Origin of the sequence: Winogradskyella sp. J14-2, assembly GCF_001971725.1 — a bacterium.
Lineage (GTDB): Bacteria > Bacteroidota > Bacteroidia > Flavobacteriales > Flavobacteriaceae > Winogradskyella.
Genome location: NZ_CP019388.1, coordinates 3,029,864 through 3,051,598 on the forward strand (window position 1 = coordinate 3,029,864; position 21,735 = coordinate 3,051,598).

Sequence of the window (21,735 nt, forward strand, 5' to 3'; positions counted from 1 at the left end):
TTAAAACATATTTTTAAAATACTAAAGTCGTGAGTCTTAACTCCTTTTCAACTTTAAAATTCCTATCACAATAAAAAACTGCGCCAATGCATAAATTAGCATAATACTTATGTTAGAAAAGGGTAGTGGCTCATAGAATTTGTTCAATGCTAAAATGCTATCAGAAATCATAAAGAAAATAGCACCAACAAAAACCAGATTGTAACTGAGGTTGTTTACCTTGCCTTTTCTCATAAATGCTGTGGTTGCCATGCTCAAAATTACAACCATATAGACAATTACAGGAATAAGCATTTCTCCCAAACCATCTTTTAACAAATAGAATAGTCCTGAAGCATAAGCTAATAGCAGTATCACAAAGCCTATAATTGGCTTTTGGTTATTTCTATGTTTTAAAAATACAAGGATGTACATTACATGTGCTAACAAAAAAGCAACTAGCCCAATGGTAAAAAAGTGTGGTGATTGATCTACAAACATTAATAGAATATCACCCAAAACCGAAAATCCTAATGCCAAAAGCGTAATCCGTTTTATAGATTTTGAAATGCTTCCAGACGTTTTGATAAATAGGAACATTAAGCTGAAGACTATAGCAGGTTTAGCTATATAATGTACTATTTCTAAGGTTCTTGTACTTCCTGTTATAATTTCAAAAAGTACAATTATGGAGTATAGAATACTAAATTGTTTCTCAGTGTTGGTTAGTTTCATGACTTTGAAATTAATTAAAAATATTCAATTCGTCCTTTAAAAATTACAACTCAGTAACATAGAATTTAGTAATAGATCATAATGATTGAAGTTTGTCACATCAAAACAAGATAAATCAAATCAGTCATACTGAACTAAATTCAGCACAAGAAAAATGAACAAATTAATTACACTAATAGTTTTATGTCTCATTAACCTAAGCTTTGCTCAGACCACGATCTCAGGAAAGGTATTGGATAACAAAAAACGACCTATTGAGGGAGCAAATATTTATCTCGACGGAACTTATGATGGTGCAACCTCTAACGTAGATGGGCAATTTTCATTTACGACCGAAGAAACCGGAACGCAAGCTTTGGTGATTTCTTTTTTATCGTATGAAACAAAAACCATTGTGAATGATGTTTCAAATTTTAATAATGTATCTGTTGTTTTAAGAGAAGATGTAGAATCGTTAGATACGGTAGTTTTGAGTGCAGGTACTTTTGAAGCTAATGACAATAGTAAAGTCTCGGTATTAAAACCACTAGATGTGGTAACTACAGCTAGTGCTCTTGGTGATTTTGTCGGTGCATTACAAACGCTTCCTGGTACTTCTAACAATGCAGAAGATGGTCGTTTGTTTGTGCGAGGAGGTGATGCCAACGAAACCCAGATTTTTATCGATGGTATACGTGTGTTTACACCATTTACTCCTACTACCAACAATCTACCTGCTCGCGGACGCTACTCGCCATTTTTATTTGATGGTATAACCTTCTCAACAGGTGGCTATTCTGCTGAGTACGGCCAAGCTTTATCTAGTGTATTGTTGTTAAATACAATAGACGAACCCGACCAAGAAAAAACCGATATTGGCATTATGAGTGTTGGTGCTACGCTAGGAAATACACAAAAATGGGAAAAGTCTTCATTAAGCTTTAATGCATCATACATTAATCTTGCACCATATTTTGAAATCTTTGATAACAGAAACACATTTCAGAAGCCATTCCAGGCAGCTCAAGGCGAAATGGTATTTAGAAGAAAATTAAACAATGGTCTTTTTAAATTCTACTCTGCTTTTGATACAACAGATTTTGAATTGACACAACAAGATATCAATTTTGAGGACGGCTTAAACTTTAGCTTAAACAACAGAAATTTTTACCTTAATTCCTCATACAAAGGTGTTCTAGGAAATAGTTGGTCAATACAAACTGGATTGAGTTTTACGCATGATGATTCTAAGAATGGTATCGAGACTATTGCTATTAATAGCTTTGAGAATTCAGCACATTTAAAGCTAAAATTAAAAAAACGATTTAGCAGTCGTTTTAAAGTGAGTTTTGGTGCCGAACAGTTCATAACTGGCTATAACGAAAATTTTAAAGACGATTCCTTTAATGTGTCTTATGGTTTTGAGAATAATATAACTGCAGGCTTTGCCGAGGCTGATGTAATTTTTTCTAAAAAATTAGCATTAAAAGCAGGTATACGAGCAGATTACAGTTCAGTTTTTAATGACACTGAATTAGGTCCGAGAGCAGCTTTGGCATACAAAAGTTCTAAGAATGGACAGTTTTCTGTAGCCTATGGTAACTTTTTTCAAAATCCAAGTAATAATATTTTGAGATTTGAACAAGATTTAGAAGCTCAAAAAACAACACAGTATATTCTTAATTATCAATATGTAAATAATGGTAAGATTTTTAGAGCTGAGGCCTACAGAAAAGATTACGACAATTTAGTAAAGTTTGATAGTGATTTTACCAATTTAAATAACGACTTAAACAATACTATAAATACCAATTTCAACACAAGCGGTAATGGTTATGCTCAAGGTGTTGATTTATTTTGGAGAGACAATACTAGCGTTAAAAATCTAGATTATTGGTTAAGTTATTCATACTTAGATACAGAACGTAACCATCAGAATTTTCCTGTAGCAGCACAGCCAAATTTTGCATCAAACCATAATTTTTCAGTAGTTGGTAAGTATTGGATAGATAGTTGGAAAAGTCAACTCGGTATAGACTACACTTTTGCTTCCGGAAGACCATACAATAACCCAAATACAGATGAGTTTCTTGCAGAGCGCACCAAACCGTTTAACAGCATAAGTCTTAATTGGGCTTATTTAATAGATCAACAGAAAATCTTATATTTTTCGGTAAACAATGTTCTTGGCTTTAGAAATATTAATGGCTATCAATACTCAAATACACCAAATGTAAACGGTCAGTTTAATCGTATGGCATTTCGGCCAGCAACGGATCAATTCTTTTTTATAGGCTTCTTTTGGACCATTAGTGAAGACGGAAGTGACAACCAATTAGACAACCTTTAAGATGTTAGAGTAGCTGGCTGGTTTTAAACATGACAAAAGTCATATGTTTTACGCTTTATGATGGGTAACTTTATAATATAAAATTAAACGTCATGGAATTAAAGAAGAACCCAAAAGCCAATGTAGGTCGAAACAGCAGTTTGTATTTTGCTGTTGGCTTAAACGTAATGTTACTCCTTACATACTTAGGACTAGAACATAAGACTTACGAAACTGAGACGGTTAAGGCTGATATCTTAATGATGACAGAGCAGTTAGAAGAAGATATTCCTATTACAACAATTAATATTCCGCCACCGCCACCACCTCCCAAACAATTAGTTACAGAGGTTATTACCGTAGTTGAGGATGTGGAAGAAGTAGAGGAGACCTTTGTTGAAAGTAGTGAAGTAGGTCAGGATGATATTATTGAAGAGCGCGTAGTAAGTGTAGAAGAAGTAGAAGTTGTGGAAGTAGAGGAAGATGTAGAAGTGCCATTTGCAGTCATAGAAAGAGTGCCACAGTTCCCAGGATGTAAAGGTAATAATGCTGAGTTAAAGGCTTGTTTTCAAGAAAAAATGCAAGAGCACTTACAAAAGCATTTTAGATATCCACCTACTGCAGCAGAGCTTGATATACAAGGCAAAGTATTTGTGTTTTTCTTAATAGATAAGTACGGTAAAGTAGCTAAGATTCAAACTCGTGGACCCAACGAATTGCTGGAGACCGAAGCAGAACGTATTATAAGTTTATTGCCAAAGATGGAACCAGGTAAACAGCGAAATAAACCAGTAGGTGTTCCTTATAGCATACCAATAAACTTTAAATTACAAGAACAATAAATTACATCTAAAAAGACGGTTTAGATAAGTTTTTGATTGATTGCAGAACCGCTTCGAAAGAAGGGGTTCTGTTAGTTATAGGTCTGGGTTTTTTAATGTGTACCAATTACAAAGTTCATTATCATAAGTGAAAGTGCCAGAAGGCTTTAAACCTATTTTTTTAAGAATTATATTAGAAACTTTATGTCTGGTATACGCAGCTGCACAAATTTCTTTGAGATTTAAATCATTAAAACCATAGCTTAAAGACGCAATTGCAGCTTCAGTTGCGTAACCATGTCCCCAAAATCTCTCTTTAAGTCTGTAGCCCAAATCATAATAATCAAATCCTTTACGTACTTCACGTTCAAATTTTAGTCCACACCAACCAATAAACTCACCCGTATCTTTTTTTATCATTGCTAAACGACCAACTCCATAATCTTTATACTGCTGTAAAATGCTTTTAATGTAGGCACGAGATTCTTCAATCGATGTTACTGGATTGTTTCCTAAAAACTCGTGTACTCTAGGATTAGAGTCTAACTCAAAGAAGTCTTGGTCATCGTCTTCGTTGATTGGTCTAAGGTAAAGGCGTTCTGATTCTATTTTGATGTTCATTTCCATTTAATATTGCAACCCATACTAGGTTTTTGGTTAGGGTTTATGGTGTCGTTATTTAGAAGTGCATCCATAGCAGATCTTAAATCTTCACCAGTAACAGGAATATCATTTCCTGGTCTAGATCCATCCAATTGCCCAGCATATACCAATTTTAAATCGTCATTAAAAAGAAAAAAATCTGGTGTGCAGGCAGCGTCATAAGCTTTTGCTACTTCTTGTGTTTCGTCATACAAATACGGAAAAGGATAGTGGTTTTCTTCGGCATGTGTTTTCATTTTATCAGGACCATCTTGTGGATAGTTTTCTACATCATTACTAGAAATAGCAATGCAATAAATGCCTTTTGACTCGTAATCTTGAGCTAATTTTACTAATTGTTCATTAACATGAATTACAAAAGGGCAGTGGTTGCAAATAAACATAATCAAAGTACCGTTTTTACCTTTAAGTTCGGTTAGTGATTTTTTTTGATTGTCTTTAGTATCTACTAAATTAAAATCTGGAGCCTTTGTGCCTAAAGGCAGCATATTTGATGGTGTTAGAGCCATTATATTTTTGTATTTTAGAAGTTTATTTAAAGGATTAAAAGAAGCTGAAATCAAAGATTCGGCTTAGCCAAACAAGTTCAGCATGACAACAAGTAATATAATAACATTTGAAGACTTTACAAAGGTAGATTTAAGAGTAGGAACTATTGTTGAAGTCAATGATTTTTTAAACGCACTTAAACCTGCTTATCAACTCACTATAGATTTTGGGGATTTAGGTGTAAAAAAATCTTCTGCTCAGATAACAACGCAGTACAATAAGGAAGATTTAAAAAATCGTCAGATTGTAGCTATCGTAAATTTCCCAAAAAAGCAAATTGCCAATTTTATGAGCGAATGTCTCGTTGTCGGAGCTGTAAAAGAAAATGATGTTTTTTTATTACATCCTGAAAGTAAGGTAAAGAATGGCTCGCAAGTATCGTGATATTTAATGTTTAACTGTGGAATTGCGTAAACGGTTAATCGTTGGTTCGTTGGGTTGTTGAGAAGTTTTTGAATCATCCTTTTTTGTGGATTTAGGCTATTCTTAGTTTCACTACTTACTACTCACTACTCACTACTCACTACTCACTACATCTCATTTCTAAAGAAAATAGCGTTCATCAATAATTTATTAGTACCATACCAAAACGCTCTAAAATTAGTGTTATCTGTAAAGGCCATGATTTTTCCTCTTCCAACTCTACCTGTTTTAAAGGGAATGGTTTGTTTTAAGCTGTCTAAATTTTCTTCAGAAATATAACCGCTCATTAGTGGGTTTGCGGTGTATTGAATGGGATTGTCATAACTATTCTTATTCGGTTTTATAAACAATGTTGTGTTTCTAAATAGCGCTAATTTATCATTTTTGTATCCAAAATTGACTGGGTGAGAACGGTCTAATGTTGTTTCAAAAATAGCACCACCAATAACTTGTGCTCCTCTAAAATTGCTTCGTTCTTCAAAAGATATAGTTTTTGCTTTTAGTGATTTTCTTTTCTTAAAATTAATCATCATTAATTCTTTAGAATTTAGCCAACGCAATGTATTTCTGTAGGCTATAAGAGAACCACCATCTTGTAACCATTGCTTTAGCTTTTTAGTGTTACCATCGTCTAATGCCGAATAAGAATTTACCATAATAATGGTATTGTATCTGCTTAAATCAGCTCTGCCAAAGTTCTTTGTGTCTAGTTTTGTAGGAATGATATCGTATCTATTATCCAACAAATGCCAAATCTCGCCAGCATCATAAGATGTGACTCCATCGCCAACTAACAACGCTATTTTAGGAAGCTCTAAAGCTCTAAAATTTCGGCTTCCGAGATCTATACCTTCATTTAGTCCTGTGGATACTGCGTCGATTATAATATGACTTTCTTGAGCAGCAGTATTTAAGAATGCATACAAAGCAGAAGAATCCATATCTTGATTTTGTACAGGAATCATAATTGTACCATAATCGTAAGCCTTTCCATTAGCTTTAAAGTTTTTCATGCTTACCTTGGCACGAATTCCTTTTTTAAGAATTGAATTTAGAAGTTTTGGTGCATAATATTCATTCCAAGGAAATAGATAAGCATATTCGCTTTTTGAATTTACTCCACCTTGTAAATGTTTTAAATCATTTACAATATTGCCGGCCTTTTCCATGCTGGTTTCTGCATAATCGAGGTTAAATGCAAGAGGAAATGTCCATGCAGAAATATCATAAAACAAACTATCTTGAAACGTTGTGCGCTTTTCAAACATGGCATTTATGAGTCTTGTATTCTTTTGGTTTTTAGGAATCACGTAACTATACCCTTTTTTATAGGTTTTACCATCTAAGCCAACATCAGATTTTAAATGATGAAATTTTATTTTGTGACGTTTAAGGATTTCTGCTAAATGGTAGGTTTTGGCTGCATCCTTTTCATCACCAAAGATTATGGCTTTGTTTCCTTCTTTTGAAGCTTCTCTACGTGCGTTTTTATAAAAATTATGTTGATATTCTAATAGTTCTTTTCGCATTCCATTTGCCGCTTCAAGCGTAGATAGTGCAGCCGTAAACTGATTTTTTATAGTAAATGGAAATGAAAGAAGTCCGTTTTCACTTTCTTGAATATGGCCACGAGAGCTGGCTTGCTCAAATAAAATACCAATACCACCATTTATATCGGGAAACGTAGAACCCTTACCGTAATAGAAATCATCAAAACTTTCTTCAGAATAATATAAAGAGCCTATTTTATCTAACGCTTTAGCATGAAATTTGGCAATATCTTTTGTTAATTCCTGATTTAATTTTGGAGTTAAAGGATGTGTGCGTGATGGGATACCAGGTTGAAAAAAGAAACTCGCATTAGTGCCCATTTCATGATGATCGGTTAAGATATTAGGTAACCACTCGTGAAATGTTTGTATACGTGCTCTAGACTCTGGTAACTGTACAGGTAGCCAATCTCTATTCATATCAAACCAGTAGTGATTGGTGCGTCCGCCAGGCCAGACTTCACTAAATTCTCTATCGTTAGGATCGGCATTAAGATTCATGCCACGATTAGTATTTGCCCAATATGCAAAACGTTGTAAACCATCTGGATTTAATGAAGGGTCGAAGAGTATTACAGTGTTTTCTAGTAAATTTTCAATTTTAGAACCTTCAGCAGCAGTGAGATAATAGGCTAGAGCTAGTGCTGCATTAGAGCCACTGGGTTCGTTACCATGTATAGAAAATCCCTGATACACTACTATGGGCATATCTTTAAAATTAGCCTTGTCTATATCGGTAGCTTCTATATGTTGTGTTTTTATATGGTCTAACTTAGAATGATTACTTGGTGAGGTTATGGTTAGTAGAATTAATGGCCTGCCTTCAAAAGTTTGCCCTCTATCTTCTATACTTACACGATTTGAAACTTCAGCAAGTTCTCGCATATACTGCACAAGTTTATCGTGTGTAATGTGCCACTCGCCAACTTCATGTCCTACGATACTCTTGGGAGTTGGTATATTAGGATTATATATAACACCGTCTGGTAGATAATATGATAGATCTGTTTGTGGCTGTGAGAAAAGAATAGCGGTAAATAAAAAGAAAACTAAAGCAATACGTTGCATGTACTTATTAGGTGTTGGTTAAGTTCTAAAAATAAAAAACCCTGACAAATTTTTGTCAGGGTTTTTATAATTTAACAGAAGTTGATTTTAGATGTCATCAAAACTTATGTCTGTAAAACTATCTGTACCATTTAAATCTTTTGAGGTTTTAGCTTCTTGAGCTACAAAATCGTCTTCTCGTTTAAAGTCTTTTTGGTGGCGCTCGCTTATCACTTCTTCACCTTTTTCAGAAATGATGTAGTCCGTCATTTCAGCTAAAATTTCTCTAAACTCAGAAAAATCTTCCTTATAAAGGTAAATTTTATGCTTTTTATAATGATAAGAGCCGTCGTCGTTTGTAAATTTTTTACTTTCTGTAATGGTTAGGTAGTAATCTTCTGCTTTTGTTGCTCTAACGTCAAAGAAATAGGTTCGTCTTCCTGCGCGTAGTACTTTAGAATAAATTTCTTCTTTATCCGTCATTTCATAATCGCTCATAAATCAATCTTTTTTTAATTTATTCTCAAAAATCTAAAAAAAAAGTAAACTGACAAATAATTTATTGTATTTCTTTTTCGGATAGTTGTTTCAAGTAAAGTTCCTTATAATACCCTTCTGCATTAATGAGGTTTTCATGGTTTCCCGTTTGCGTAATAATGCCATCTTCTAACACAATAATTTTGTCTGCGTTTTTTGCAGACGACACGCGATGACTAACTATAATAGTAGTTTTGTCTTTAGTTAGCCTAACTAAATTTTTTAGAATTTTTTCTTCAGTTTCTGTATCTACCGCAGATAAACAGTCATCAAACAGAAGTATTTCAGGCTTTTTAATAATAGCTCTTGCAATTGATACACGTTGTTTTTGGCCACCTGAAAGTGTAATGCCACGCTCGCCTAAAACTGTGTCATAACCTTTACTAAAACCAATAATGTTTTTATGAACTTTGGCATCTTTGGCTGCTTCAATAACTTCATTATCTGTAGCATCTTCTTTACCAAACTTAATATTGTTTTTTATAGTATCTGAAAACAAAAATGCATCTTGTGGTACATATCCAATACTTTCCCTTAAACTGAATAGATTAAGCTCTGATATTTTTTTACTATCTATGAGAATGTTGCCATTATCTATGTCGTAAAGTCTACCAATAAGGTCTAAAATTGTTGATTTACCTGAGCCGGTTTTGCCTAATATTGCTAAAGTTTCTCCAGATTTTAAAGTGAAACTAACGTCTTTAAGCGCTTCAATATTAGTATCTGGATAAACGAAGGAAACATTCTTAAATTCAATATCACCTTTTATGGGTGTAAGTTTATTAACCGTATTCTGAATTTCTGGCTCGGTTTTTAGAAACTCATTAATACGTTCTTGTGAGGCTTCTGCTTGTTGCACTAAAGATGTAACCCAACCTACCGTGGCTACAGGCCAAGTGAGCATATTTACATAGATTATAAATTCTGCAATGGTACCTATGTTTTCAATTTCGCCATTGATATATTGTACACCACCAACATAGATAACGATGAGGTTGCTAATGCCAATCAATAAAATCATTAATGGGAAGAAAAGAGCTTGTACCTTAGTTAGGTTAATTTGTTTTTGGCGGTTTTCTGCTGAAAGCCCTTCAAATTCATCGTTAGTTTTAGGTTCTATACCATAAGATTTTATTACCGAAATTCCACTAAAGGTTTCCTGCGCATAAGTAGATAAAGTAGATAATGATTGTTGTACAATCGTACTGCGTTTATTGATTAATCTGCTCAATTTATAAATTGAAACAGATAAAATTGGTAATGGTAATAATGTGTATAGTGTAAGTGTTGGTGCTGTATTTACCATGTAGATAATTGCTACTGTAAATAAGGTAATTGTGTTTATGGTATACATTAGAGCAGGACCAACGTACATACGTACTTTACCAACATCTTCACTTATACGATTCATTAAATCTCCTGTACGGTTAGATTTATAAAAGTTTAAAGAAAGAATTTGATAATGCTTGTAGATCTCATTTTTTAAATCATACTCAATATATCTCGATACGTTTATTATAGTCTGACGCATTAAAAATGTAAACAAACCAGCTAAAACAGCAGCGCCAATGATTAACAAGACATTAGTAATAAGGTCTGTTTTAAAGACTTCGTAAGTAATTTCACCACTAAGTTTATCTGAGATAATATTTATGGAATCTCCTATGAAACGTGGTGTGAATAAGACAAATATCTTAGAAATTATAGTAATAATTACACCTATAATTAATCGAAATCTGTATTTGTAAAAATATTTATTTAGATGTTTTAATGCTTTCATGTTACGTTTGGTCGGTCAAAAGTATTATGATAATCTGATTTTGACGTTAATATTTTGCTAATCCTCTAATTATAATTTATTTTTGCACGCTGTTTTTAAATTATTTTCAAACAGCCTTAAATCTTAATCAATAATGACTTCAGAATTAATAAGTTCTAAGGAACTTGCAAAAGTAGACCCTGTATTTGGTCAAATTTCATTTGATGACCACGAACAAATCGTTTTCTGCAACGACAAAGATACTGGTTTGAAAGCTATAATTGGCATCCATAACACTGTTTTAGGACCTGCACTAGGTGGTACAAGAATGTGGAATTATAATAACGAGTGGGAGGCACTAAACGATGTATTGCGTTTGTCTCGTGGTATGACATTTAAGTCTGCGATAACAGGATTAAATCTTGGTGGTGGTAAGGCTGTAATTATAGGTGATGCCAAAACTCAAAAAACTCCTGAGTTAATGAGACGTTTTGGTGAATTTGTACACTCTTTAAGTGGTAAATACATCACTGCAGAAGATGTAGGTATGGCTACTGAAGACATGGACACTGTGAGAGAAGTAACTCCTTATGTAACTGGTATATCCGAGAGTAAAGGTGGCGCGGGTAATCCTTCGCCAATTACAGCCTATGGCGTATTTATGGGAATGAAAGCTGCGGCAAAATTCAAATATGGCTCAGATGTATTAGAAGACAGGTCTGTTTACGTACAAGGTATTGGACATGTTGGTGAAGCACTTGTTGAACACTTGGTTAATGAAGGTGCCAAAGTAACAATTGCAGATATAAACCAAGAACGACTTGAAGAAGTGCGTTCTAAGTACGGAGCTACTATATATGGTGGTAATGATATTTACAGTGAACCTATGGATATTTACGCTCCATGTGCTTTGGGTGCTACTATTAATGATGATACAATAAATAGAATACAAGCAGATATCATTGCAGGTGCGGCTAACAATCAGTTAGCAGAAGAGAATAAACATGGTACAATCCTACAAGAAAGAGGTATTGTATATGCACCAGATTTCTTAATTAATGCTGGCGGTATAATCAATGTCTATGCAGAATTAGAAAATTATGACAGGCAAGAGATTATGCGTAAAACTGAAAATATATATAACACCACACTTGAGATTTTAGATAATGCTAAAGTAAATAATCTTACTACTAATACTGCGGCATTAAATATAGCAAGAGAACGTATAGAAACTCGTAAAAGAGAAAATTCTAAATAATTTTTTTCAGAGTTAAATAATAGTATTTTTGCAAGGTGAATTGATAGCGATTCACCTTTTTTAATAACCTATAAAAAGCAGTTCTGTATACATGCTTAACAGAAGACATATTAGAATAAAAGTAATGCAATCATTGTACGCTTTTAAAGGTCATGAAAGTGATGACTTGGCAAAAGACGAGAAGTTTTTGATGCACAGTTTAGATAGCATGTTAGATTTGTACCTTTCTATCTTGGCTTTACTCACAGAATTGCACAAAAAGAGTAAGGATTACAATAGTAAGCTTCAGAAAAAACTATTAGGATCAGACTCAGATAGAAATCCAAACACTAAATTTCAAGACAACTTACTGTTAGGTATTATCAGTGATAATAAAATGTTGCAGGAGGTTATAACAAAACGAAAACTGAATTTTTGGGATTTAGATTTTGAGTACGTAGATATTTTATTCAAAGAGATAAAAAACAGTAAACTTTACGAAGATTATGTAAATAATTCGGAAACAGATTTAAAAACAGATAAGCAATTTATTTTAGATATCTACACAGAAATCATAGCGCCAAATGATAAGCTTTATGATTATTTTGAGGATAAAAAATTAACGTGGGTAGATGATTTTCCTGTGGTAAATACTGTACTTTTAAAAGTATTGGGCAAAATAAAGCTTACATCTCCAGAAACTAAATTATTGCCAGATTTATATAAGGACGAAGACGATAAAGAATTTGCCAAAGAATTATTCAAAAAGACAATATTGAATAACTCTAAGTTTTCTGATGAAATATCTAAAAAGACTACCAATTGGGACACAGAGCGATTAGCAAGTTTAGATGGTTTATTGTTAAAAATGGCCTTGTGCGAATTTCAGAAATTTCCATCAATTCCTTATAAAGTAACTATTAATGAATATTTAGAGATAGCCAAAGAGTACTCCACACCAAAAAGTAGTTTGTTTATTAATGGCATACTAGATAAAATCGTGAAAGAATATCAGTCAAATAACTTACACGCAAAAACAGGGAGAGGACTAATGTAGTCGATTACGCTGTGTGTTTCTTTGGTACTTCTGTTAAGGACATTCTAAAAAATTTTAATTGCAGCGAATTATTGTTACCTTTGGCAACTTAGAAAATCAATAGTATTAATTAAAATATAAGTAATGAAAAAGATTATCTTAGGATTTAGTGCGTTATGCATGGTTGCTTTTACTTCTTGTAAAGACGATGCAGCTAGTAAAGTAAATTCAGAAAATGTAGCTGTTGCAGCAGAGAGAGATGCCAATGCTGGTGATTTCCCAGTGATGGAATTAGATAAAACTGTACACGATTTTGGTACAATTGAAAACGGTACTCCTGTAGAAACAATTTTTAAGTATACAAATAAAGGTAACTCTATGCTTGTAGTAAGTAATATTAAGAGTACTTGTGGTTGTACTGTGCCATCTAACTATACAAAGGAAGTTGCACCAGGTGAAACAGGTCAGTTTACTGTAAAGTTTAATGGTAAAGGAAATGGTAAAGTATCTAAGTCTTTAACCATGACAACTAATACAGAAAAAGGAACTGAGGTTGTTAAAATTACAGCAATGGTTAACAATCCAGAAGCTGCTAAGAGAGCAGCGGAAAAAAAGGCAGCAGCAGCGAATGCAACACCAAAGAATCCGATGCTAAACGCAAAAACATCAACAAAACCTGGCCACGAAGGTCATAACCACGACTAATTTATAATGGAAGGATTAAGTTCATTTTTACCATTTATAGCCATTTTTGCAGTGATGTATTTTTTTATGATTGCACCACAAATGAAACGCGCAAAACAAGAAAAGAAGTTTGCGAGTGAATTAAAACGTGGTGATCGCGTAATTACTAAAAGTGGAATGCACGGCAAAGTTGTAGAGCTAAACGATAAAGATAGTAGTTGCGTTATAGAAACGTTAGCAGGTAAGATTAAGTTTGACCGTTCTGCAATTTCAATGGAAATGAGTAAAAAATTAAATACTCCAGCTAAAGTAAAATAAGGCTAGATTATTTATCTTACAAGTAAAGCCATTCTAAACAGAGTGGCTTTTTTAATGTATAGTTCTAACAGTTTTTGTATTTATCATACAAACCAACACCTTTAAGAATCATAGGTGTTATTTTTTCTATTCTAGATTGTTTTGTAGCGTCTCGTTTAGCCTCACTAATATAATCACAATACGCTCTCTGTTTGCCTGATGTCAATAATTTAAAAGCAGCTTCTAATTTTTGGTTGGTAGAAAAAATACGCTCTAACTCTGTAGGAATAATTACAGCTTTAGTATTACGTTGAGGTTTTATCTCTTTACCTAAACGTTGATTTTCTATAGCCTCTTTTACATACTTTAGAACAGCACTTTTATTGATATCTGCTTTAGATTCAAAACGCATTTGCCTTAAGGCTTTCGTTTTGTTCTCTTGAGCGTTGATGAGTAACTTAGCTTCATCTTTTAAAAAGACACCTTGAAAAAACCAAATACCAAAATGGTTTTTAAAAGCACCAAGACCAACAACATTTTTCCCATTTAAAGTATAAGTAGGTGCGCTCCATTTTAGAGTTTCTTCTAATTCGGTAGAATTAATAATGTCTCTAATGATAGAGAGCTCTTATTCAAAGTGAGCATTTACTTCTATATATTCTTCAACTAATGAGACTTTTTTCATTTTAACAAGGTTTTAAGGTTCAAATTTACATTTTTCTACAATTTGAGTTTTGTTTCATAAGTCTTTTATGAGTTATATTGCTTTTGCTGATGTGTAAATTTTGATTAAGTTTACAACAATAAGTTTGCTCTATCTACAATTTCTACTTCTTCATTTTAAATGTTGGTTATGGTAAAATTTAAAATCAACTTTTAATTTTTGTAAAATGAAGATACTATCCTATATAATTTTTACTGTACTCGTTATTCTCTTTAATGTAAGCGTGTACGCAATAGATTCGAAAAATTTAAAAAAAGAAAAGCTAGAAGATAGTACAATATCTAACTGCCAATCAAGTTCTAGTTTAAATAATAATTTGAATATTGATAATCGTAAAGAACAAATAAACACAAAACCTAATAACTTAACGAGTTTAGGTCAATTGCGATTATCGCTCTACGAGAGCAGTGCACTAGCCAATAACGAAGCCGCTGCAGATGGTGTTTTAATTTTATTTGATTCAAATGGTAACAATGACGTCGATGCTAATGATGCACCAGACATTCCTAATCTAGATGAAAACTTTTCAACTAATAATAATGGTGTACTGTTAAGTATAGAAAGTAGAGCAGCGCCAGTAGATCTCGAAGAAATTCAGTTAGAAGTTAATACCTATCGAAGTACAAGCTATACTATAGTAGCTGAGGGTATCTCTATACAAAATGCAATCGCGTTTTTATATGATGATTTTACAGGAATTAGTACTGAAATACCACAAAGTGGCACAATCAGTTATAATTATTCCATCAACACTAGTGATGCTCAGTCCCTTGCTAGTGACAGATTTAGGATAGTTTTTGATGTTGAAACACTATCAGATAGTATAAGCAGTTTAGAAGAGATATCAATATATCCCAATCCTACTAGACTAGGTAAATTCTACTTATATATTCCATCAGAAATACATAATCTTAACATTTCAATATACAATATATTAGGCACTAAGCTTTACGCTGTTAACCGCGTTTTACAAGACCGAACTATAACAATAGTTACTGATGACGTGTTAAGTGCAGGTACCTACATTGTGGAGTTAAAGTCTCAAGGAAAAACAATTGTAAAAAAACTAATAGTACTTTGAGTTTTAGGTATTAAAATTTTACTATGCTTTATCCTTTTGTTGCTTTTTTGGGCCAGTTTTTCTGCATTTAAAAATTTATATTACATCTCAAAACATTTATAAGATAATAATTAATCTTAAAAACTTAACTACACCGTAAGTGTTCGCTTTGACTATTAAAATATTTCATCACTATTGCATGTTTTTCCTAAATTTTTAGCATACTGTTTAAAGAAAATATTAACATTTTAACGATTTGTTTAACATTATTTTAATATTAAGGCTATTTTTTTATTACATTGTAATGCTATTAATCATTAACTATCTAAACTTGTTTCAATAATTACAATTACCTATTATCATATTATATTGTTTGTATTAGGTTTGCAATACACATGTTGCATCTACTATACAACGCGTCTGATATATAAGAGTTGATTGACGAATCTACGCAAGTTTACCTTTTTTTGATTTAGGCATATTAAAATTGATGCCCTTACTCTGCAATAACTTACATCTACCCTTTATCCTTAAGGGATGTTTAGGTAAATTATTACTAACATTAATTAACCATGACATTATGAGAAGTTATACCTTAAAATTTAATTCATCATAGAACTATGTGTAGTCCCAATGAAGATTCTAACCTAATTACCTAACTTAAAGTAAATTTTATGAAAAAAATTATTTATGCATGTGTTGCTTTGCTTGCGTTTTGTTGGCAAAGTAATGCCCAATTAGTAAACGATTTGTGTTCAGGAGCTTCAATTATTGCCTGCGGCGATACTGTAAGTGGTACCAATGTGGGTGCAACAGACGGAGATGGAGTGGCTGGAGACGGTTGTGGAACATCGACTACAGCAGTAGGCGTATGGTATGCTTTTACAGGAACAGGAGATACAGTCACTGCTTCAACTTGTGATCAAGCAGATTTCGATACAGAAATTACAGTATATACTGGAGTATGTGGCGATCTCACTTGTTTGGGTAACAACGATGATGGATCGGGATGTGGTGGATTTACATCAGCGTTTGAATTTAACTCAGAGGTAGGAACTACTTACTATATATATGTAAGTGGTTTTGGCGCTGGTACCGGAACATTTGATTTAAGTATAACATGCGTAGAACCACAGCCAGCACAGCCGCAGGATATGTGTTCTACTGCAGAATCTATAGTTCCTGGCACGTATACAACGACAATTAATGATGGTTCGGGTAGTGCCAACATGACATTACCAAGCGGTTTAGATGCAGCATGGTTTGCGTATACAGCTACTGAAGACGGTACAATTGATGTATCGGCTTGTGGTAGTGGTGTTGATACTGATCTAGCTGTGGGTACAGGGCCATGTGAGGATTTAAGCAATATTCAAGCATCTGATGACACCGCAGGATGTACTGCTTTTTCATCAGAGATATTAGGTTATCCTGTAGTTGCGGGTCAGACCTATTATATAGAATGGTCAAATGAATGGGACTCAGGGCCGTTTGAGTGGACATTAACATTTACGGCACCACCAGAGTGTGTATCACCAACAATAGACAGTGCTACGGTAGTAGAGACGTGTAGCGAGGTTGATGGCACAGGCACGTTCAACGTAGAGGTTGTTGTATCCGATGCAGGATCAGCAGGAACTGTGATCAGCGATGGTACAAATACATATCCAGTAGTAGCAGGCACTGTAGTGGCAGGACCCTACAACAGTGGTGATACAGTGAACTTAACTGTAGATGCGACGGATGATGCCTGTGATGCAGATCTAGGGGAGTTTACGTTTACCTGTCCACAACCAGCACCAGGTAACGACCAATGTGCAAATGCAGCGATGGTCGCCTGTGGTGATACCGTAATGGGCTCAACGGCCAACGCTACAAATACGGCAGGCAACGATTCTAACGACGTATTCTATTCTTTATCAGGTACAGCCGATGGAGAAGAAGTCACGGTAAGTTTATGTGGTTCTTCATTCGATACCATATTAACCGTATTGGATGGATGCGACGGAACCGTAGTTGCCTCAAATGACGATTCATGTTCACTTCAGTCAGAAGTAACTTTTACATCAGATGGTGCTACGACGTATATCATTTTAGTAGAAGGATTCTTTAGTACGTTCAGCGGCACAGGTGCTTCTGGCGACTATACCTTGGCAGTAACATGTATACCACCACCAGAGTGTGTATCACCAACAATAGACAGTGCTACGGTAGCAGAGACGTGTAGCGAGGTTGATGGCACAGGCACGTTCAACGTAGAGGTTGTTGTATCCGATGCAGGATCAGCAGGAACTGTGATCAGCGATGGTACAAATACATATCCAGTAGTAGCGGGCACTGTAGTGGCAGGACCCTACAACAGTGGTGATACGGTGAACTTAACTGTAGATGCGACGGATGATGCCTGTGATGCAGATCTAGGGGAGTTTACGTTTACCTGTCCACAACCAGCACCAGGTAATGACCTATGTGCAAATGCAGCGATGGTCGCCTGTGGTGATACCGTAATGGGCTCAACGGCCAACGCTACAAATACGGCAGGCAACGATTCTAACGACGTATTCTATTCTTTATCAGGTACAGCCGATGGAGAAGAAGTCACGGTAAGTTTATGTGGTTCCTCATTCGATACCATATTAACCGTATTGGATGGATGCGACGGAACCGTAGTTGCCTCAAATGACGATTCATGTTCACTTCAGTCAGAAGTAACTTTTACATCAGATGGTGCTACGACGTATATCATTTTAGTAGAAGGATTCTTTAGTACGTTTAGCGGCACAGGTGCTTCGGGCGACTATACTTTGGCAGTAACATGTATACCACCACCAGAGTGTGTATCACCAACAATAGACAGTGCTACGGTAGCAGAGACGTGTAGTGAGGTTGATGGCACAGGCACGTTCAACGTAGAGGTTGTTGTATCCGATGCAGGATCAGCAGGAACTGTGATCAGCGATGGTACAAATACATATCCAGTAGTAGCGGGCACTGTAGTGGCAGGACCCTACAACAGTGGTGATACGGTGAACTTAACTGTAGATGCGACGGATGATGCCTGTGATGCAGATCTAGGGGAGTTTACGTTTACCTGTCCACAACCAGCACCAGGTAATGACCTATGTGCAAATGCAGCGATGGTCGCCTGTGGTGATACCGTAATGGGCTCAACGGCCAACGCTACAAATACGGCAGGCAACGATTCTAACGACGTATTCTATTCTTTATCAGGTACAGCCGATGGAGAAGAAGTCACGGTAAGTTTATGTGGTTCCTCATTCGATACCATATTAACCGTATTGGATGGATGCGACGGAACCGTAGTTGCCTCAAATGACGATTCATGTTCACTTCAGTCAGAAGTAACTTTTACATCAGATGGTGCTACGACGTATATCATTTTAGTAGAAGGATTCTTTAGTACGTTTAGCGGCACAGGTGCTTCGGGCGACTATACTTTGGCAGTAACATGTATACCACCACCAGAGTGTGTGTCACCAACAATAGACAGTGCTACGGTAGTAGAGACGTGTAGTGAGGTTGATGGCACAGGCACGTTCAACGTAGAGGTTGTTGTATCCGATGCAGGATCAGCAGGAACAGTGATCAGCGATGGTACAAATACATATCCAGTAGTGGCAGGCACTGTAGTGGCAGGACCCTACAACAGTGGTGATACGGTGAACTTAACTGTAGATGCGACGGATGATGCCTGTGATGCAGATCTAGGGGAGTTTACGTTTACCTGTCCACAACCAGCACCAGGTAATGACCTATGTGCAAATGCAGCGATGGTCGCCTGTGGTGATACGGTAATGGGTGATACTACTGATGCAACTTCAGATTCGGAACAATCATATTGCGGTACTAGTGCACCAAGTTCTTCTAATGGTGGAGTATGGTATTCATTTATGGGTGACGGAAGTGATGTAACATTTGATCTTTCTGGGTCGTCTTTTGATACGAAGATTTTTGTTTATACGGGAGTTTGTGACGACTTAACATGTTTAGATGGTGATGATGATGGTGGTGATAGTACAACGTCATCAATCACAATATCATCTATGACAGGAACAACATATTACGTGTATGTTACAGGTTTTGGTACAAATAGAGGAGCTTATACTATGAGTGTCTCTTGTGAAGTACCTCCACAAGCACCAGATAATGATTTATGTATGGATGCTGAGATGATTTCATGTGGCGAAACAGTAAGTGGAACTAATGTAAATGCTACAGACGGAGATGGTGTAGCAGCCGATGGTTGTGGAACGTCTAGTTCTGCGGTAGGTGTATGGTATGCCTATATGGGAACTGGCGATACAGTAACGGCTTCAGTATGTGACGCAGCTAATTTTGATACAGAAATAACAGTTTATACTGGTGTCTGTGATGATCTTACTTGTTTAGGAAATAATGATGATGGTTCGGGATGTGGTGGATTTACATCAGAGTTTACATTTGATTCTGAAGTAGGAACCACCTATTATATTTATGTAAGCGGTTTTGGTGCTGCAACAGGTGATTTTGATTTAAGTATAACTTGTGAAACACCAGATCCATGTGCTGGTCCATTACCACAATTAACGTGGACAGGGACTATGGATACCAATTGGGAAAATACAGGTAACTGGGATAATAATGAAGCGCCAGGCTTAATGGTGTTTGCAGATGTAACTATTTCGATGGGAGCACCTAATTATCCAGTGTTAACAGGAGGACAAGATTTATATATCTCTGAGTGTTCTACGGTAACTGTAGAAGATGGAGCATCTTTAAATGTCAGTCCAAATGTAGAAGTTACTAATGACGGTGTTGTTTCTAATGATGGTACAGTAACTTTTGAGTCTGATGCAACAGGTTCTGCTTACATTGGATCAGGAATGGGTATGTTTATGGGTGATTTCACTGTGGAACGCTATATTCCTGCGAAAAGAGCTTATCGCCAATTAGGTACTCCAGTTACAACAAGTACACCTATATCTGATAATTGGCAGCAAGATACCCATATTACTGGCCCAGCAGGTAATACAGATGGATTTGATGTAACGTTTACAGGAAACCCTTCGGCCTATATTTTTGATAACGTAGCTTATGAATATGTAGAGTTGGCTAATACAAATGCCACTAATTTAATTCCTGGTACCATGTATCATATCTTGATAAGAGGAGATAGAAATACAGATTTAGGGAATAATAATGCTACACCATCAGAGACTACATTAAATGCCACAGGTGAGTTAACAGCTGAAAATATTGGATCTCAAATGATTTCAGTAAATGTTCCTGAACAACGATTTATTGCAGTTGGTAATCCGTTCCAGGCGCAGATTGATATGAATACTGTGTTAACGACAGGTTCTACAAATATTAACCCTAATTTCTATTGGGTTTGGGACCCTACGTTGGGTACCAGAGGAGCATATACAGCTGTTGTCGCAGCTTCAGGTGTTGCTTCTACAACAGGATCTGATGCTAATCAATACTTACAGGCAGGACAAGCTGGTTGGGTTTATACAGCTGGTGCAGGACAGTCGTCTGTAATCTTTGACCAAACCAGTAAGAATAATTCTGGTTTAGAAACTTCAACATTTACGGATAATGGTGCAAGTACAAGTCTAAGTCAATTGCGTTTATCTTTATATGAAAGTAGTGCATTTGCTAATAACGACACAGCTACTGATGGTGTGTTAATATTATTTGGCGCTAATGGAAATAATGGTATAGATGCTAACGATGCATTAAGCATTACAAACTTAGACGAGAATTTTACAACCATTAATAACGGCGAATTGCTAAGTATAGAAAACAGAGCAATGCCGCAGGAAACAGAAGAAATTCAATTGGAGATTAATACTTATAGAAGTACAAATTATACGATTGTAGCTGAGGGTATATCAATAGAAGGTGTAACACCTTACTTATACGATAATTACACTGGTGCATATACTGAGATTCCTCAGACGGGTTCTGTTAACTATAGCTATGTTGTAGAAGCTGGTATTGCATCTTCATCTGCTAATGATCGTTTTAAAGTTGTATTTTTCCAATCAACTTTATCAACCGGTAGTTTTGATTTAGATGGTATTAAGCTCTATCCTAATCCAACTAACATTGGTAAATTCTATTTAAACGTTCCACTAGGTATGGATGACCTAGAAGTTACAATTTATGATGTTTTAGGAACTAGATTATATAACAAAACAGGATTTAATGCTGGTAGTAGAATTACAGTTGAGGCTGGTTCTGACTTTAGTATGGGAACCTATTTTGTAGAGTTGAGTTCTAAAGGTAGAACAACAACCAAAAAGTTAATTATTAATTAA

16 protein-coding genes are annotated in these 21,735 nt (G+C 35.3%); 9 read left to right on the forward strand and 7 right to left on the reverse strand.

Annotation, left to right across the window (positions count from 1 at the left end):
• Positions 1-36 precede the first annotated feature (36 nt).
• Entirely contained in the window at positions 37-714 is a 678-nt protein-coding gene (locus BWZ20_RS13660) for a lysoplasmalogenase (protein WP_076620742.1), read from the reverse strand.
• A gap of 154 nt (positions 715-868) precedes the next feature.
• Here BWZ20_RS13660 and BWZ20_RS13665 point away from each other — a divergent pair, with 154 nt between their 5' ends.
• Together BWZ20_RS13665 and BWZ20_RS13670 are read left to right on the forward strand one after the other, a co-directional pair.
• Complete coding sequence (locus BWZ20_RS13665; protein WP_076620744.1) at positions 869-3,043, forward strand: TonB-dependent receptor; 2,175 nt, start codon at positions 869-871, stop codon at positions 3,041-3,043.
• A 92-nt stretch (positions 3,044-3,135) separates the two neighbouring features.
• Positions 3,136-3,864, forward strand: a complete 729-nt coding sequence (locus BWZ20_RS13670) for an energy transducer TonB (RefSeq protein WP_076620745.1) — start codon at positions 3,136-3,138, stop codon at positions 3,862-3,864.
• Positions 3,865-3,939: 75 nt separating this feature from the next.
• Here the strand turns inward: BWZ20_RS13670 and BWZ20_RS13675 are convergent, their stop codons facing one another.
• Both BWZ20_RS13675 and BWZ20_RS13680 read right to left on the reverse strand, forming a co-directional pair.
• Positions 3,940-4,464 carry a GNAT family N-acetyltransferase gene (locus BWZ20_RS13675; protein ID WP_076620746.1) on the reverse strand — a complete coding sequence of 175 codons (525 nt, stop codon included), beginning with the start codon at positions 4,462-4,464 and terminating at the stop codon, positions 3,940-3,942.
• On the reverse strand, positions 4,461-5,015 hold the full coding sequence (locus BWZ20_RS13680) for a thioredoxin family protein (protein ID WP_076621371.1): 555 nt from the start codon (positions 5,013-5,015) through the stop codon (positions 4,461-4,463). Before BWZ20_RS13680 ends, BWZ20_RS13675 begins: the two co-directional genes overlap by 4 nt.
• A gap of 82 nt (positions 5,016-5,097) precedes the next feature.
• Between BWZ20_RS13680 and BWZ20_RS13685 the strand changes: the two genes are divergently transcribed.
• Positions 5,098-5,439 (forward strand): tRNA-binding protein, encoded by a 342-nt coding sequence (locus BWZ20_RS13685; protein ID WP_076620747.1) that lies wholly within the window; start codon positions 5,098-5,100, stop codon positions 5,437-5,439.
• 146 nt (positions 5,440-5,585) lie between these two features.
• Here BWZ20_RS13685 and BWZ20_RS13690 read toward each other — a convergent pair whose 3' ends face one another.
• From BWZ20_RS13690 to BWZ20_RS13700, 3 genes are all read right to left on the reverse strand, one after another.
• A complete protein-coding gene (locus tag BWZ20_RS13690) occupies positions 5,586-8,096 on the reverse strand; it encodes a M14 metallopeptidase family protein (RefSeq protein ID WP_076620748.1) in 2,511 nt (836 codons plus the stop codon).
• An 87-nt stretch (positions 8,097-8,183) separates the two neighbouring features.
• Positions 8,184-8,573 (reverse strand): PUR family DNA/RNA-binding protein, encoded by a 390-nt coding sequence (locus tag BWZ20_RS13695; protein ID WP_076620749.1) that lies wholly within the window; start codon positions 8,571-8,573, stop codon positions 8,184-8,186.
• A gap of 61 nt (positions 8,574-8,634) precedes the next feature.
• The gene (locus tag BWZ20_RS13700) at positions 8,635-10,392 is read right to left on the reverse strand and encodes an ABC transporter ATP-binding protein (RefSeq protein WP_076620750.1); all 1,758 of its coding nucleotides are present in this window, start codon (positions 10,390-10,392) and stop codon (positions 8,635-8,637) included.
• Between the two features lie 133 nt (positions 10,393-10,525).
• On the opposite strand from BWZ20_RS13700, the gene BWZ20_RS13705 reads away from it, so the two are divergent.
• The 4 genes from BWZ20_RS13705 to yajC all read left to right on the forward strand — a co-directional run bounded on the left by BWZ20_RS13705 (position 10,526) and on the right by yajC (position 13,646).
• Positions 10,526-11,629, forward strand: coding sequence for a Glu/Leu/Phe/Val family dehydrogenase (locus tag BWZ20_RS13705; protein WP_076620751.1), 1,104 nt, complete (start codon positions 10,526-10,528; stop codon positions 11,627-11,629).
• A 91-nt stretch (positions 11,630-11,720) separates the two neighbouring features.
• Positions 11,721-12,665 (forward strand): transcription antitermination factor NusB, encoded by a 945-nt coding sequence (gene nusB, locus BWZ20_RS13710; protein WP_076620752.1) that lies wholly within the window; start codon positions 11,721-11,723, stop codon positions 12,663-12,665.
• Between the two features lie 123 nt (positions 12,666-12,788).
• On the forward strand, positions 12,789-13,349 hold the full coding sequence (locus tag BWZ20_RS13715) for a DUF1573 domain-containing protein (RefSeq protein WP_076620753.1): 561 nt from the start codon (positions 12,789-12,791) through the stop codon (positions 13,347-13,349).
• Positions 13,350-13,355: 6 nt separating this feature from the next.
• Positions 13,356-13,646 carry a preprotein translocase subunit YajC gene (gene yajC / locus BWZ20_RS13720; protein WP_076620755.1) on the forward strand — a complete coding sequence of 97 codons (291 nt, stop codon included), beginning with the start codon at positions 13,356-13,358 and terminating at the stop codon, positions 13,644-13,646.
• A 64-nt stretch (positions 13,647-13,710) separates the two neighbouring features.
• Here yajC and BWZ20_RS13725 read toward each other — a convergent pair whose 3' ends face one another.
• Entirely contained in the window at positions 13,711-14,244 is a 534-nt protein-coding gene (locus tag BWZ20_RS13725) for a YdeI/OmpD-associated family protein (protein ID WP_232217173.1), read from the reverse strand.
• A gap of 271 nt (positions 14,245-14,515) precedes the next feature.
• On the opposite strand from BWZ20_RS13725, the gene BWZ20_RS13730 reads away from it, so the two are divergent.
• Together BWZ20_RS13730 and BWZ20_RS13735 are read left to right on the forward strand one after the other, a co-directional pair.
• The gene (locus tag BWZ20_RS13730; RefSeq protein ID WP_076620757.1) at positions 14,516-15,430 is read left to right on the forward strand and encodes a T9SS type A sorting domain-containing protein; all 915 of its coding nucleotides are present in this window, start codon (positions 14,516-14,518) and stop codon (positions 15,428-15,430) included.
• Between the two features lie 653 nt (positions 15,431-16,083).
• Positions 16,084-21,735: a T9SS type A sorting domain-containing protein gene (locus BWZ20_RS13735; protein WP_076620759.1), complete on the forward strand. Its 5,652-nt coding sequence runs from the start codon at positions 16,084-16,086 to the stop codon at positions 21,733-21,735.

What these genes read in the sequence shown, in the direction of transcription:
- BWZ20_RS13690 (WP_076620748.1), bottom strand. Translation starts at nt 8,096, where the DNA reads ATGCAACGTATTGCTTTAGTTTTCTTTTTATTTACCGCTATTCTTTTC.
- BWZ20_RS13735 (WP_076620759.1), top strand. Translation starts at nt 16,084, where the DNA reads ATGAAAAAAATTATTTATGCATGTGTTGCTTTGCTTGCGTTTTGTTGG.
- BWZ20_RS13715 (WP_076620753.1), top strand. Translation starts at nt 12,789, where the DNA reads ATGAAAAAGATTATCTTAGGATTTAGTGCGTTATGCATGGTTGCTTTT.
- yajC (WP_076620755.1), top strand. Translation starts at nt 13,356, where the DNA reads ATGGAAGGATTAAGTTCATTTTTACCATTTATAGCCATTTTTGCAGTG.
- BWZ20_RS13730 (WP_076620757.1), top strand. Translation starts at nt 14,516, where the DNA reads ATGAAGATACTATCCTATATAATTTTTACTGTACTCGTTATTCTCTTT.
- BWZ20_RS13705 (WP_076620751.1), top strand. Translation starts at nt 10,526, where the DNA reads ATGACTTCAGAATTAATAAGTTCTAAGGAACTTGCAAAAGTAGACCCT.
- BWZ20_RS13680 (WP_076621371.1), bottom strand. Translation starts at nt 5,015, where the DNA reads ATGGCTCTAACACCATCAAATATGCTGCCTTTAGGCACAAAGGCTCCA.
- BWZ20_RS13660 (WP_076620742.1), bottom strand. Translation starts at nt 714, where the DNA reads ATGAAACTAACCAACACTGAGAAACAATTTAGTATTCTATACTCCATA.
- BWZ20_RS13665 (WP_076620744.1), top strand. Translation starts at nt 869, where the DNA reads ATGAACAAATTAATTACACTAATAGTTTTATGTCTCATTAACCTAAGC.
- BWZ20_RS13670 (WP_076620745.1), top strand. Translation starts at nt 3,136, where the DNA reads ATGGAATTAAAGAAGAACCCAAAAGCCAATGTAGGTCGAAACAGCAGT.
- BWZ20_RS13695 (WP_076620749.1), bottom strand. Translation starts at nt 8,573, where the DNA reads ATGAGCGATTATGAAATGACGGATAAAGAAGAAATTTATTCTAAAGTA.
- BWZ20_RS13675 (WP_076620746.1), bottom strand. Translation starts at nt 4,464, where the DNA reads ATGAACATCAAAATAGAATCAGAACGCCTTTACCTTAGACCAATCAAC.
- BWZ20_RS13685 (WP_076620747.1), top strand. Translation starts at nt 5,098, where the DNA reads ATGACAACAAGTAATATAATAACATTTGAAGACTTTACAAAGGTAGAT.
- nusB (WP_076620752.1), top strand. Translation starts at nt 11,721, where the DNA reads ATGCTTAACAGAAGACATATTAGAATAAAAGTAATGCAATCATTGTAC.
- BWZ20_RS13700 (WP_076620750.1), bottom strand. Translation starts at nt 10,392, where the DNA reads ATGAAAGCATTAAAACATCTAAATAAATATTTTTACAAATACAGATTT.